The sequence below is a fragment of the Microbacterium sp. LWH13-1.2 genome (assembly GCF_038397735.1).
In the GTDB taxonomy this organism is placed as follows: domain Bacteria; phylum Actinomycetota; class Actinomycetes; order Actinomycetales; family Microbacteriaceae; genus Microbacterium.
Window position 1 is genome coordinate 2,649,154 of sequence record NZ_CP151635.1, and the last position, 13,625, is coordinate 2,662,778.

Here is a 13,625-nt window from a genome sequence, read left to right on the forward strand (position 1 = left end):
GTGATGCGAACTTTCCGTAGGTAGTGTATACCTGTAGGTGTACACATCTCATCCTGACTGATCGGACGGGCAGACCAATGGACGCTCAGCCTTCCCTCGACGCGGCACCCACTCAGTTGGTGTCCCCGTCTTCGCTTCGGACCTTCGCAACGCGAATCCTCACGTCGCAGGGCGTACCCGATGCCGATGCCGCTTTGGTCGCAGATAGCTTGGTCGCGGCCGACGAGTGGGGCCATCAGTCGCACGGCGTGCTGCGTCTGCCCTGGTATCTCGAGCGATTGCGCACCGGAGCGATGAAGACGGTGACCGCACCGTCCACCGTTATTGACACCGGAGCCCTCGCCATCTACGACGGCCACGACGGCATCGGACAGGTGCTGACCGAGCACGCGCGGATCGAAGCGGTGCGCCGCGCTCGAGAGCACGGCATCGGTGCGGTCGGCGTGCGAAACTCCAACCACTTCGGCACCGCGATGTACTTCACCCGCCGCGCCGCCGCCGACGGCTGCGCAGCGATCCTCACGACGAACGCCTCGCCTGCCATGGCCCCATGGGGCGGTCGCGAGAAGCGTCTGGGCACCAACCCCTGGTCTATCGCAGCGCCCTACGGTGACCGCGTCGTCGCCGTAGACATCGCCAACACCGCTGTGGCGCGCGGGAAGATCTACCTCGCCCGCCAGAAGGGCGAACTCATCCCCGACAGTTGGGCACTCACCGAGGACGGCGCACGGACCACCGATGCGGCCGAGGCAGTCCACGGTGTCATCTTGCCGATGGCCGCGCACAAGGGTTACGCCATCACCTTCATGATGGATGTGCTGTCGGGCGCCCTGACGGGCAGCGCCGTCGGCACCGGAGTGCACGGCCCGTACGAGGCGGACAAGGCCAGCGGCGCCGGCCACCTCTTCCTCGCCATCGACGTGAACGCTACCGGTGACCCCGAGGGATATGCAGAGCGCGTCTCCCACCTCGTCGACGAGGTGAAGAGCACTCCGCTCGCGCAGGACGCGAACGAGATCTTCTACCCCGGCGAAGTGGAGGACCGCTCTGCTGCTCGGGTGGCAGAGGCCGGCGGTCTGCAGCTTCCGGAGCAGACGATCCTGGACCTGCAGCTCATTGCGGACGAGCAGGGAGTGGAGTTCACCCTGTAGTTCTCCGCACCCACACTCGTGGGCCCCTCGCACTCCCTGGCGAGGGGCCCACGTTATGTTCGGAGTGGTCAACGGTGCGACAACGCCTCGACGACATGGCGGGTGAACTCCGCAGTACCGAGTGCTCCGCCGATGTCGCCCGTACGCGTCTGCGGGTTGCTGAGCACACGATCCACAGCGGCCTCAATGGCCCCCGCGGCATCCTGCAGTGCAACCGAGCCGTCCTGTCTGCCGCGCCAGTCCAGAAGCATCGCCGCGGACAGGATGAGCGAAGTCGGGTTGGCGATTCCGCGACCCGCGATATCGGGCGCGGAGCCGTGCTGCGCCTGCGCGACGGCGATGTCGTCGCCCACGTTCAGGGAACCACCCAGGCCCAGGCTGCCGGACAGTTCGGACGCTTCATCCGAGAGAATGTCGCCGAACATGTTCGTCGTCACGATGACGTCGAAGTGGTCGGGCCGCTTGATGAGCGCCGCGGCCGCCGCATCGACGATGAGTTCAGTGAGCTCGACGTCCGGGTACTCCTCAGCGACCTTGCGAACCTCGCGGAGGAACAGCCCGTCGGAGAGCTTCACGACGTTGGCCTTGTGGACGGCCGTGACCTTGTTGTTGCGGCGTTGAGCGATCTCGAACGCCGCACGTGCAACGCGTGACGATGCACGCGCCGTCACCTTCCGGATGCTGAAGGCGCTGTCGGGATCGGGCATGAATTCGCCGGATCCGGCGAACATGTTCCTGTCGGAGTAGAACCCCTCGGTGTTCTCGCGCACGAGGACTAGGTCCATCGGCGTCCGCAGAATGCTCATGTCCGCTCGCGACCGGCACGGCCGGACATTGGCGAACAGATCGAACTGCACGCGGAGTTCCGCCGAGGGGTTGAATCCGCCCTCGTGCTTGGCCGGGTACTCGTAGTGCGATACCGGGCCGAGGATGACTCCGTCCGCTTGGGGAACTCGCTTGAGGACGTCGGCCGGCAACGTCGTGCCGACCTCCGCGAGGCTCTTCAGGCCGATGTCGGCGCTTTCGATCTCGAAGGTCACGTCGTGGGTGCGCTCGACGGCGCGGAGCACTTCGAGGGTGGACTCGGTGATCTCTGGCCCGATGCCGTCTCCGGGCAGTACAAGGATGTGCATGGGGTCCTCTCAGGGGGTGGTCTTGTCGCCGGCGGACGCCTTGGCAGCCACCTTCGCCTCGCGGCGGGCGGTGCGCTTGTCGACGGTGCGAAGCGTGGAGGTGGCGAAGCCCGCGTCGACCTCATCCAGACCGACCTCGGCCGCGGTGCGGCGCTCCCAGCGCTTCAGGAAGAAGGGAACGATGGCGACGAGGATGACGAGCACGTAGCAGGCGATGGAGAACGGCGAGTGGATGAGCGCGAGTGCGTCGCCGTCCGAGATCGCCAATGCACGTCGAAGCTGCTGCTCAGCGACCGGGCCGAGGATCACACCGATGATGAGTGGTGCGATGGGGAAGCCATACTGCCGCATGAAGTAGCCCAGGATGCCGACGACCAAGAGGACGAAGACGTCGAACACGGACCCTTTGAGGCTGTACGCACCGAGCAGGGCGAAGATGATGATCCCCGCGTAGAGGTACGGAGTCGGGATCCGGAGCACCTTCACCCAGAGCCCGACGAGCGGGAGGTTGATGATGAGGAGCATCAGGTTTCCGATGAGGAGCGCTGCGACAAGACCCCAGACGAGCTCGGGCTGCGTCTCCAGCAGTCGCGGCCCCGGCTGGATGCCGTACTGCTGGAACGCAACGAGGATCACCGCGGCCGTGGCTGTTGTCGGCAGCCCGAGCGCGAGCAGCGGCATGAGAGCACCTGCGGCATTGGCATTGTTGGCCGCCTCGGGGCCGGCGACACCCTCGATGGCACCGTGTCCGAACTCCTCCTTGTGCCGGGAAAGGCGCTTCTCTGCCGCGTACGACAGGAAGGTCGGGACCTCGGACCCTCCGACCGGGACTGCGCCGAGGGGCCAGCCGATGAGCGTGCCGCGGAGCCACGCAGGCCAGGAGCGCTTCCAGTCTTCGCGGGTCATCCAGTGCTTGCCCTTGTTGATGGCCATGATCTGCGGCTTGCCCTTGCGCATCTTGGCCGCGAGGTAGACCGCTTCACCGAGCGCGAAGAGTCCGACGATGATGACGATGGAGCTGACGCCATCGAGTAGGCGAGGGATCCCGAAGGTGAACCGTGCGACGCCGCTCTGAGCGTCGAAGCCGATGAGGCCGATGACCAGACCGATGCTGACACTGACAAATCCGCGGGCGGGCGAGGCTCCCAGGAGCGCTCCGACCGTCATGAACGCGACCACGATGAGGGCGAGATAGTCCGCTGGGCCGAGGAGGATCGCGACATCGACGACGTAGGGGGCGACGAACGCGAGCAAAACGGTGGCGATGGTTCCAGCGACGAACGATCCGATGGCGGCAGTCGCGAGGGCTGCTGCCGCGCGCCCGGTCCTTGCCATCTTGTTGCCTTCGACGGCTGTCATCATCGACCCGGACTCGCCTGGAGTGTTCAGGAGGATGGATGTGGTTGAGCCACCGTACATCGCGCCGTAATAGATGCCAGCGAACATGATGAACGCCGCTTCCGGGGCGACCGTATAGGTCAGGGGCAGGAGCAGAGCGATGGTGAGCGCGGGTCCGATGCCGGGGAGAACACCGACGAAGGTTCCCGCGAGGACGCCGAGGAATGCGAAGAGCAGGTTCCCCGGAGTCAGCGCGACGGCGAAGCCGTCGATGAGTCCTTGCAAGCCTTCCATGATGGGACTTTCAGAAGAGGCCTTCGAACGGTCCGAGGGGTAGGTAGATACCCAGCACCTCGGTGAACAGAAGGAAGATGAGCACGGGGAGAACGACGGAGACGACGGTCATGAGCCACCAGCGCCGAGCACCGAAGGTCAGCAGCAGGCCGAACATGCACAGCGGCGCAGCGATGAGGTAGCCGAGCGGGTCCAGCAGGACGCCGAAGGCGATGACCGAGGCGACCAGGAGCGCGACGCGACCGAAGTGGAACTTCTGCGTCGGGTCGGCGAGCTCGGACTCTTCCGGGGACGCGGAGCGGCCACGCAGGATCCCGAGCAGAGTCCAGGCTGCAGCGACCGTGAGCAGGCCGCCGGCGAAGTACGGCATGAACCGGGGGCCGACGTTGCTCGCGGCAACAGGGATCGGAATCGCCGCCGTCTCGATGAGAACGAAGATGCCGAGGACAAGGAGGAGCCCGGCGAACGCGAGCTCCCCCTTGCTCTGAATCGAGAGCTTCATACCAGCCCGAGGTCCGCCAGCAGCTGCTGTGTCTGCTCCTGGACGGACGTCAGCTCGGTACCGAAGTCGTCACTGCCCAGCCACTCGTCGCTCCAGCCGTTGGTCTCGAGGACCTCTTTCCAGCTGTCGGACTTCACGACGTCTTCGAACAGCGCCTCGAGCGTCGCGCGGTCCTCGTCGCTGATCCCAGGAGGGGCGAAGACTCCACGCCAGTTCACAAGGGCGGAGTCGGGGTAACCGGCGTCAGCGATGGTGGGAGCGTCAGGTGCGATCTCCAGCGGCTCGGCGGACGCCGTCGCGAGGATGCGAAGGTCGCCATTCTCGATGGCGTCGGCGAACTCGCCGTAACCGGAGATGCCCGCCGCGACCTGGTTCCCGAGAAGAGCGATGAGCGCTTCCCCGCCACCGGAGAACGTGACGAAGTTCACGTCCGTGGCCTCGAGGCCTGCGTCCTGAGCGAGCATGCCGCCCCACATGTGGTCATACCCGCCCTGGTTGCCGATGGCGATGGGGTTCTTGCCCGGGTCGTCCGCCAGCGCGTCGAAGAAGTCTTGAAGCGTCTCGTGCGGGCTTGCGGCCGGCACGACGATGACGTCGTACTCGCCGATGAGGCGGGCGATGGGCGTCAGCTCTTCGAGCGTGTTCGGGGCGTTGTTCGTGATGGTGGCGCCGACGAGCGACAGTCCGCCGATCATCAGTTCATCCGGATCGGTCTTGGTCACGAACTCCGCCAGTGCCACGGTGCCGCCGGCGCCTTCCGTGTTGGAGACCTGGACGCGGGAGACGAGGTCTTCGCCCTTGAGCGTGGCCTCGATGGCGCGGGCGGTCTGGTCGTAGCCGCTGCCAGGACCGGACGGCGCGTCGATGGATACGCCTTGGCGCAGGATGTCGGGGGCTCCCCCGCCTCCCGCGCCGCCGCTGTTGCTGGCCGAGCAGGCGGTTGCGCCAAGGACGGCGGTAAGGGCGACTGCCGCGAGGGCGAGACGGACACTTCTCTTTCGGGTGAGCATCATCATTGATCTCCGCTGTGTGCGCAGTGCGTGCCGCTACTTTGCGGCGCCGACGCGATCTGCGTTGTCGGAAACGTAGCACTTCGTACATCTGTATACAACTATGCAACTGGTACAAGTATGCTGACGGCGGAGGTGGACATGGCGAACGCAACGATGCGGGGCTCGGGTAGTCATCTGGCGTACTCGGAGCTTCGTCGCAAGGTGCTCACACTCGAATTGCAGCCCGGCTCCCGACTCTCGGAGGAGAGCCTGGCGACGTCTTTGGGGGTGAGTCGCACGCCGCTGCGTGAGGCCGTGAGGCAACTCGTGTCGGAGAGCCTGCTCGAACGCCTCCCCACTGGCGGGCTCGTGGTGCCGCAGCTGAACCAGACCGAGATCTCAGAGCTGTATGACGTTCGCGCATCCCTCGAGTTGTTGATGGCTGGCGAAGCAGCGTCCCGTGCGACGGCTGCCGATATCGAAGAGTTGGAAGGGATCGTTGCCCGTAACGCCGCGATGGTCGATTTTCCGGACGACGCCATGCGATACGGCCAGGCGCTGCACAGTGCCCTTGCCGACATCGCCGGCAATGACTGGGCGGTGCGCCTTCACGCCCAGGTCTCCAGCCAGATGGAGCGTTATCGCCGGTTCACCAACCACAGCGCAGCCCGACGGCAGTCCGCTCTTGAACAGCATCGTGCACTGGTACGGCTTGTAGCTGACGGCGATGTCGAAGGCGCCCGCCGAATGGCCTTCCAGCACGTGATTGACGCGCGGGACGAGGCGCTGCGCGCTATCGGCGCGAATCTGGATTGATGAAGCCGTTCGGGCGTCTGTCGCTCGCGTCGCTTCTGCTGCATTCGGCGCTGATCCAGGCCGCCATCTTCCTCATCCGTCCTACCGCGTCGTATCGAGCGCTGGAGCTGGGGGCGCCGCCAGCGGCGCTCGGCGCGATCGGGGCAGCGTTCGCCGTGCTCCCTCTCCTCTTGGCCGTACCCGCGGGCCTTCTCGCTGACCGCATCGGCTCTCGGCCGATGATCCTCATGGGATCCGTCATCACACTTGGTGCGGCAGTGACATTCCTCTTCTGGGGCGGCGACCTCGTTGGCCTGATAGTCGCGACAGCGGTCCTCGGCGCCGGCCACCTGGCGTGTATCGTCGGCCAGCAGAGCGCGGTTGCCCACACCTCGCGAGGTGGGCGACTGGACTCGATGTTCGGCTACTACACGTTCATGGCTTCGCTTGGTCAGGCCGCCGGACCGTTGCTGATCCCGCTTGTCGGGGGCCACGGGCTTACGCCTTCGACGAACGCCCTGTTCAGCGCGGGAGTGTGCATCGCGGGTGCGCTCGTCGTCTTCGGTGCGCTGATGCGTAACGCGAAGTCCGAGAAGCCCTTGAACCGTGCCACCGACGGCAACACGTGGTCGATCCTCCGAACCCCAGGCGTCGCCCGTGCTATTGGCACGAGCGCGCTCATCGTCGCAGCCGTGGACCTCACCCTGGTCTACATCCCGGCGCTGGGCGTCGAACGGGAGATGACCGCCGCATCCGTCGGCGCGTTGCTCACCATCCGGGCGGTCGCGTCGATGGCGTCCAGACTGTTCCTCGGTCGTGCGGCCGCGCGCATCGGGCGAGCCCGGCTGATGGGGGTAAGCATCGCCATGGCCGCCATCTCGTTCCTGATCCTCGCCACCCCCGTGCCCGAGTGGGCGATCTTCGCCACGATGGTCACCCTCGGCCTCGGCCTCGGGGTCGGACAGCCGCTGACCATGTCCTGGGTGACGGAGCAGGTCCCACCCGGGCGTCGGGGAACAGCCCTTGCGGTGCGCCTCGCCGGGAACCGGTTGAGCCAGGTCGTGCTCCCGTCCGCAGTCGGATCTCTCGGCAGCATCGCGAGCGCCGGCGCCGTGCTGGGAGTGACGGGCTTGCTGTTGGTCGGCACTTTGGTGCTGATCGGGACCGTGCGTTTCGATGAAGACCCCTAGCTCCGCCAGCGTGATGCGTATGCCGCCGGTCAGGGGACGAGGTTGGCCCTCACCCACTCGCGGAGCGTTGTCGTCCTGATTTCCTGACGGGCATTGTAGGTAGTTGCCTTATCCCAGGCAACACCGCGCCCCTGCGCGAAGGCGGCACGATACTTCCGCGTCATATCATGAGGGTCGTCGGCGAGTTCCTCCATGAGCTGAGATTCCGACCACACCCTCAGCGCGAACGGATGTCCGAGCGCGTCCCCGAGCGTCTCGGCGACCTCTCCGTAGGTTACGGTGTCGCCGGCGACGTAGACGATCTCATTCTGAATTCGAGGTTCAGCGAAGAGGATCTCTGCGGTGAGCGCACCGATATCCTCCGGCGTCGTCACGGTGACGGCGGTCTCTGCTGACCCGAGCGCGTTGACGGTACGACTGGGTAGATCAACCATCCCCGAGCCGGGCTCAAAGAGGTAGTTCATGAACATGCCGGTCGAAATGATCACCCACTCGGTCTCTTCCTGCGACCGCAGGAGGTCTCGGACATCGAGCTGCGAGTCGAAGATATCCTGTGGGCTGCCGCGACCGATGACATCGAAGTCCACGCCGAACTGCCAAGGGAAGTACCGGGGTACTTTCGCCGCCAGTGCCGCGCGGGCGACCTTCATGGGAGCGTCAAGGCCCGCGGTGATCCCCGTGCATCCGATGACGGTGTCGTACCGGGTGAAGATGCTCACAAGCTCGTCGATCGTGTTCTGCACGAGGTCGCCGGGAACAATGCCTATCCCCAGATCGCGAATCTCGGCGAGATCGCGCTGCTTCGCCGGTGCCCCGGAATCGATGGTGGCGGAGCGGAGCAGAACGTCCACCGAGGAGCCTGGGACACCCATGGCGCGGCGCATGACGTTCCGCAGCACGGGCATGCCTAGCTCTCCTGCTCCGATTACGAGAATTTTCCTGGACTGGCCGTCCCACTCATGTCCTGACATCAATGCTCCTTTCCTTGCGTCTCGTGTGTCGAGGCGCCTGCATCCACAGAGCGTAAACTTTGACACTAGTGTCAAGGTCAAATCGGGATCGGTAGAGGAGAGTGAGCATGAAGATCAGCGAAGCCGCGGCCAAGGTCGGGGCACCTGCAAGGATGCTCCGGTACTACGAGCAGCAAGGCCTCATCGCGGCCTCGCGCTCAGGGAATGGATATCGCGACTACTCGGAGGAGCAGGTCGAGCATGCCCGCCACGTCCGGGCTCTGGTTGAAGCCGGTCTTTCGACACGCATGATCAAGATCGTCCTGGATATCGAGGCACCGCTCGAACGACAGCAGGCGGTTTCGTGCAGCCGTGCGTCAGCCGAGGACCTGGCCCGGGAGTTGCGTGTGGTCGAGAACCGCATCTCGTGCTTGGAGAAGAGCCGCGATGCCGTGATCCGCTACCTTCGAAGCTCGGAACATTCTGACGTGCTAGCCTCCTTCGCGCGATGAAGGAGATCATCCTGCAGATGCGAGCCGCATGATGCTCTCAGCAGATGTACACCTTGCGCAGGGTCTCGGTGACCGTCCACACGGTGCGTTGCCCTTCGGTCAGATACACGATCGATCCAGGACCGACTTCGATCGCGGTGAGCGGAGGCTCGACGAAGTCGATGCGCGCATGACCGGCCAGCACGACGAAAACTTCGTCGACCTCGATGTCCGATGCCGTGCCGGGCGTCATCTCCCAGATGCCGACCTCGATCTCACCGAGGGCAGCCAGCGCACGCGTGGCGGTCGTCGGCTGACCGAGCACTACCTCGTCGACAGGCAGCGGCTCGTGCACGAGCGGTAGTGCCGCGGCATCCACTCCCGCCCCGGCGGCGAGCAGGCTCACGAGTCGAATCCCATGCCGACGGCGTCGAGCGTCCGGAGGAAGAGGTTGCGCTTTCCCTCGTTGTGATCGGCGCGGTCCATCGCGGCGCGCACGAGGTTGATGCCGATCGCGGCGGCGGGCTCCGGAGGGAACGGGATGGGCTTCTCGCGCACCATCGCCAGCTCCGTGCGTTCGGTCTGCTCTCCCGAGAGTTCGTCGAGCATGACGTCGGCGGCGAACCGGGCGGCGCCGACGCCGAGCCCCGTGAAGCCGGTCGCGTAGGCGACCCGTCCCCGGCGGGCGGTGCCGAAGAAAGCGCAGAACCGGCTCGACGAGTCGATGGCGCCCGCCCAGCGGTGCGTGAAGCGCAGCCCTTCGAGCTGCGGGAACGTCGTGAAGAAGTGCGAGGCGAGTCTGCGGTGGCTCTCCATCCGGTCCTCGTACTCGGGGCGCACCTTGCCGCCGAAGTGGTACACGGCGTCGTAGCCGCCGAAGAGGATCCGGTTGTCGGCGGTGAGGCGGTAGTAGTGGAACTGGTTGGCGCTGTCTGCGAGGCCCTGGCGGTTCGACCAGCCGATCGACGTGAGCTGTTCGTCGCTCAGCGGTTCGCTCATCAGCACGTAGTCGTACACGGGGACGGTCATGAGCCGATTGCGCCTGAGGAGCGACGGGAAGACGTTCGTGGCGAGCGCGACGTCGTCGGCGATCACGCGTCCGCCGTCGCGGGTGACGACGGTCATCGGTCCCGTGCCGTCGCCCTCGATGCCTCGCACGAGCGAGTGCTCGAAGATCTCGACGCCCAGGTCGGCGGCGACCCGCGCGAGCTCGAGGCCGAGCTTCGCGGGATGCACGAGCGCCGTGGCATCGCGGTCCCACGCGCCGGCGAGGAAGGTCGGCGAATGCACTTCGGCCTGCACGGCCTCGCGGTCGAGGAAGCCGTCCTCCTCGCGGAGCCAGTCGACCTGATGAGGTTCGACGGCGAGCGTGATCGCGCCGGTGCGTTCGAAGTCGGCATCCATCCCGTATCGCTCCACGGTCCGGGCGATGCCGTCGAGGTTCTCGAGTCCGAGCTCCTCGAGTCGGTCAATCTCCTGCGGCCAGCGGGTCAGTCCGTTCTCGTGGCCGTGCGTGAGGCTCGCCTCGCAGAAGCCGCCGTTGCGGCCGGAGGCCGCCCACGCGATGCGCGACGCCTCGAGCAGCACGACCCGGCGCTGCGGGTCGCGCTCCTTCGCACGCACCGCGGTCCACAGTCCTGCGTACCCGCCGCCGACGATCACGAGATCGGCGGACACCGGGCCGGTGAGCGCCGGATGCGTCGGCCGCTCGACGTCGTCGAGCCAGAAGACGCTCAGCGCCGTCCCCTGCAGAGACGCGTCGATGACGGCATCCGAGGGGCGCTGGCGTTCGAAGACGGTGGTTCCCATGAATCTCTCCTTGTTTCCGGGCCGCGCGGTCAGCGCGTACCCCAGTTGTAGAGGTCTTTGTAGAGGCCGGCGTAGAGCAGGCTCTCGGTGTGGATGACGCCGGGGATGGTGCGGATGCGGGTGGCGATGAGGTCGAGCAGATGGGCGTCGCTCTCGCACACCGCTTCGACGAGGATGTCGTAGGTGCCGAGGGTCACGACCACGTAGGCGAGTTCGGTGATCTCCGTCAGCTGCTCTGCGACCGCACGGGGGTCGCCGGTGACGCGGATGCCGATCATCGACATGCGCTTGAAGCCGAGCTGCATCGGGTCGGTGACGGCGACGATCTGGATGATGCCCGCCTCCGTCATCCGCTGCACGCGCTGCCGGGCCGCGGCCTCGCTGAGCCCGACCTCGCGGCCGATCTCGGCGTAGGGGCGCCGGCCGTCCTCCTGCAGCAGCTCGACGATCCGCTTCGAGATGTCATCAAGGACTGGCTGTTTCGTTGCGGCACTCATGTGATGATATTGACAGCATCATCCAACATTCGCAACTGATTCCATTGCGTAGCCCCTGTAGAACTTCCGTATTCGCAATATTGTGGCTACTATGACCGTCATGGCCACAGAATCCCTGCAGAACTTCATCGGCGGTCGACGCGTTCCCGTGAACGGCGCAGGGCGGATGCCGCTGATCGACCCGGCGACGGAGGAGACGTACGGCGAGCTGCCCGTGTCGGACGCCTCCGACGTCGACGCCGCGTACGCCGCGGCCGCCGCCGCGTTTCCCGTCTGGCGCGACACGACCCCGGCCGACCGGCAGCTGGCCCTGTTCCGCATCGCCGACGAGATGCAGGCCCGCGCCGAGGAGTTCGCCGACCTGGAGTCGAAGGACACCGGCAAGCCGCGGGCCAGCCTCGTCGCCGACGAGATCCTGCAGTCCATCGACCAGCTGCGGTTCTTCGCCGGCGCCGCCCGCAGCCTCGAGGGCCGCGCCGCCGCCGAGTACCTCGCCGGCCACACCTCGTTCGTGCGCCGCGAGCCCATCGGCGTCATCGGCCAGGTCACGCCGTGGAACTACCCGCTCAACATGGCGGTGTGGAAGATCGCGCCAGCGCTCGCCGCCGGCAACACCGTGGTGCTGAAGCCCGCCGAATCGACCCCGCTGACCACGCTGTTGCTCGCCGAGATCGTGGCCGTGCACACGCCCGTCGGCACTCTGAACGTCGTGCTCGGCGACCGCGACACCGGGGTGGCGCTCGTCGAGCATCCGACGCCGCAGATGGTCGCGATCACCGGGTCGGTGCGGGCGGGCATGGCAGTGGCCCGCTCGGCCGCCGCCGACGTGAAGCGCGTGCACCTCGAACTCGGCGGCAAAGCGCCGGCGATCGTCTTCCCCGACGCCGACCTCGACAGGGCGGCCTCGGGCATCGTCACCGGCGCGTTCTTCAACGCCGGGCAGGACTGCACAGCCGCCACCCGCGTGCTCGTGCACTCCTCTGTGCACGACGAGTTCGTCGCGGCGCTGGTCGAGAAGACGAAAACGGATGCCCGCACCGGTGCACCGCATGAGGAGGGAGTCCTGTACGGGCCCCTCAGCAGCGCGGCCCAGCTCGCCCAGGTGCAGGGCTTCGTCGACCGGCTGCCGCCTCACGCCACGATCGAGACCGGCGGGCGTCACCAGGGAGACGCGGGCTACTTCTTCGAGGCCACCATCGTCTCGGGTCTGCACCAGGACGACGAGGCCGTGCAGAGCGAGATCTTCGGACCGGTGCTCACCGTGCAGGCCTTCGACACCGACGAGGAGGCGCTGGCGATGGCGAACGACGTCCCCTACGCTCTGGCCTCGTCGGTGTGGACGCGTGACCACACCAGGGCGATGCGCTTCTCCCGCGACCTCGACTTCGGGTGCGTGTGGATCAACACCCACATCCCGTTCGTGTCCGACATGCCGCACGGCGGCTTCAAGCACTCGGGCTACGGCAAGGACCTCTCGCAATACGGCTTCGACGACTACACCCGCATCAAGCACGTCATGACCGCGCTCGACTGAGCGCGACCCGCCGCCAGACGATCATGATTCGTTACGAGCCAGCCATCGACCTCGAGACGATCTCCGCGATCGACGTGCATGTGCACATCGAGGTCGACAGACACGGACGCACCTCGCTGCCTGATGACCTCTCGAGTGCCGCATCGGAGTACTTCTCTATTGACGGCCCGCGCCCGGACCTCGACTCGGTTGCGAAGTATTATCGGGAGCGCCGAATGGCAGCGGTCGTGTTCACGGTCGGCGCGACGACGCAGTTGGGACACACAGGCATCTTCAGCGAGGAAATCGCCGAGGGCGCAGCGCACAACAACGACGTCCTCATCCCTTTCGGATCGGTCGATCCACGCCTCGGCGCCGCGGCTGTGGATCGCGCACGCCGTTTGATCGACGACTACGGTGTGCGCGGCTTCAAGTTCCACCCCACTCTGCAGGGATTCGATCCGAGCGACGAAACGCATCACGCGCTTTACAGGCTCCTTGAGGGTGCCGGAGTGATCGCCCTCTTCCACACGGGACAAACCGGCATCGGCGCCGGACTCCGAGGAGGGCGCGGTCTGCGCCTGGGGCTCTCGAACCCGATGCTGCTCGACCCGGTGGCTGCGGACTTCCCCCGACCTACAGATCATCATGGCCCACCCGTCCGTGCCCTGGCAGGACGAGGCGCTGTCTGTAGCGACCCACAAGCCCAACACCTGGATCGACCTGTCCGGTTGGAGCCCCAAGTACTTCCCCGAGAACCTCGTGAGTCATGCCAACTCGCTTCTCCGTTCCCGCATCCTGTTCGGATCGGACTTCCCGCTCCTCACCCCCGAACGCTGGATGAGGGACGCCGAGAAGACCTCGCTCAAGCCCGAGGTGATGCCGGGGATCCTCAAGGACAACGCGGCGCGACTACTCGGTCTCGCAGACTGACACCGTCGGAAGGAGCACCATGACCACCACCGTCGCC

Annotated in this window: 13 protein-coding genes and 1 pseudogene; 6 read left to right on the forward strand and 8 right to left on the reverse strand. The window is 66.1% G+C overall.

The window, feature by feature from the left end:
• The first annotated feature begins 77 nt into the window (after positions 1-77).
• The gene (locus tag MRBLWH13_RS12765; RefSeq protein ID WP_341933421.1) at positions 78-1,151 is read left to right on the forward strand and encodes an Ldh family oxidoreductase; all 1,074 of its coding nucleotides are present in this window, start codon (positions 78-80) and stop codon (positions 1,149-1,151) included.
• 68 nt (positions 1,152-1,219) lie between these two features.
• Here the strand turns inward: MRBLWH13_RS12765 and MRBLWH13_RS12770 are convergent, their stop codons facing one another.
• Genes MRBLWH13_RS12770 through MRBLWH13_RS12785 form a run of 4 tightly spaced genes read right to left on the reverse strand, consistent with a single transcriptional unit; the run spans position 1,220 to position 5,431 of the window.
• Complete coding sequence (locus MRBLWH13_RS12770) at positions 1,220-2,284, reverse strand: isocitrate/isopropylmalate dehydrogenase family protein (protein ID WP_341933420.1); 1,065 nt, start codon at positions 2,282-2,284, stop codon at positions 1,220-1,222.
• Between the two features lie 9 nt (positions 2,285-2,293).
• Positions 2,294-3,916, reverse strand: a complete 1,623-nt coding sequence (locus MRBLWH13_RS12775) for a tripartite tricarboxylate transporter permease (protein ID WP_341933419.1) — start codon at positions 3,914-3,916, stop codon at positions 2,294-2,296.
• Positions 3,917-3,926: 10 nt separating this feature from the next.
• Complete coding sequence (locus tag MRBLWH13_RS12780) at positions 3,927-4,418, reverse strand: tripartite tricarboxylate transporter TctB family protein (RefSeq protein ID WP_341955359.1); 492 nt, start codon at positions 4,416-4,418, stop codon at positions 3,927-3,929.
• A complete protein-coding gene (locus MRBLWH13_RS12785; RefSeq protein ID WP_341933417.1) occupies positions 4,415-5,431 on the reverse strand; it encodes a tripartite tricarboxylate transporter substrate binding protein in 1,017 nt (338 codons plus the stop codon). The genes MRBLWH13_RS12780 and MRBLWH13_RS12785 overlap by 4 nt, the downstream gene beginning before the upstream one ends.
• A 138-nt stretch (positions 5,432-5,569) precedes the next feature.
• Between MRBLWH13_RS12785 and MRBLWH13_RS12790 the strand changes: the two genes are divergently transcribed.
• Both MRBLWH13_RS12790 and MRBLWH13_RS12795 read left to right on the forward strand, forming a co-directional pair.
• Positions 5,570-6,226: a GntR family transcriptional regulator gene (locus MRBLWH13_RS12790; protein WP_341933416.1), complete on the forward strand. Its 657-nt coding sequence runs from the start codon at positions 5,570-5,572 to the stop codon at positions 6,224-6,226.
• Complete coding sequence (locus tag MRBLWH13_RS12795) at positions 6,226-7,395, forward strand: MFS transporter (protein ID WP_341933415.1); 1,170 nt, start codon at positions 6,226-6,228, stop codon at positions 7,393-7,395. The genes MRBLWH13_RS12790 and MRBLWH13_RS12795 overlap by 1 nt, the downstream gene beginning before the upstream one ends.
• Before the next feature lie 29 nt (positions 7,396-7,424).
• Here MRBLWH13_RS12795 and MRBLWH13_RS12800 read toward each other — a convergent pair whose 3' ends face one another.
• Positions 7,425-8,366 carry an aromatic alcohol reductase gene (locus tag MRBLWH13_RS12800; RefSeq protein ID WP_341933414.1) on the reverse strand — a complete coding sequence of 314 codons (942 nt, stop codon included), beginning with the start codon at positions 8,364-8,366 and terminating at the stop codon, positions 7,425-7,427.
• Between the two features lie 107 nt (positions 8,367-8,473).
• On the opposite strand from MRBLWH13_RS12800, the gene MRBLWH13_RS12805 reads away from it, so the two are divergent.
• Positions 8,474-8,857, forward strand: a complete 384-nt coding sequence (locus MRBLWH13_RS12805) for a MerR family transcriptional regulator (protein WP_341933413.1) — start codon at positions 8,474-8,476, stop codon at positions 8,855-8,857.
• A 37-nt stretch (positions 8,858-8,894) separates the two neighbouring features.
• On the opposite strand, the gene MRBLWH13_RS12810 is transcribed toward MRBLWH13_RS12805, so the two are convergent.
• The 3 genes from MRBLWH13_RS12810 to MRBLWH13_RS12820 are packed head-to-tail and all read right to left on the reverse strand — an operon-like array spanning position 8,895 to position 11,142.
• Positions 8,895-9,242 (reverse strand): cupin domain-containing protein, encoded by a 348-nt coding sequence (locus tag MRBLWH13_RS12810; protein WP_341933412.1) that lies wholly within the window; start codon positions 9,240-9,242, stop codon positions 8,895-8,897.
• Positions 9,239-10,645 (reverse strand): FAD-dependent oxidoreductase, encoded by a 1,407-nt coding sequence (locus tag MRBLWH13_RS12815; protein WP_341933411.1) that lies wholly within the window; start codon positions 10,643-10,645, stop codon positions 9,239-9,241. Before MRBLWH13_RS12815 ends, MRBLWH13_RS12810 begins: the two co-directional genes overlap by 4 nt.
• Positions 10,646-10,674: 29 nt before the next feature.
• Positions 10,675-11,142 (reverse strand): Lrp/AsnC family transcriptional regulator, encoded by a 468-nt coding sequence (locus tag MRBLWH13_RS12820; RefSeq protein ID WP_341933410.1) that lies wholly within the window; start codon positions 11,140-11,142, stop codon positions 10,675-10,677.
• A 100-nt stretch (positions 11,143-11,242) separates the two neighbouring features.
• Between MRBLWH13_RS12820 and MRBLWH13_RS12825 the strand changes: the two genes are divergently transcribed.
• Positions 11,243-12,676: a gamma-aminobutyraldehyde dehydrogenase gene (locus MRBLWH13_RS12825; protein WP_341933409.1), complete on the forward strand. Its 1,434-nt coding sequence runs from the start codon at positions 11,243-11,245 to the stop codon at positions 12,674-12,676.
• A 23-nt stretch (positions 12,677-12,699) separates the two neighbouring features.
• Positions 12,700-13,588, forward strand: a pseudogene (locus MRBLWH13_RS12830) (amidohydrolase family protein).
• Positions 13,589-13,625: the final 37 nt, after the last annotated feature.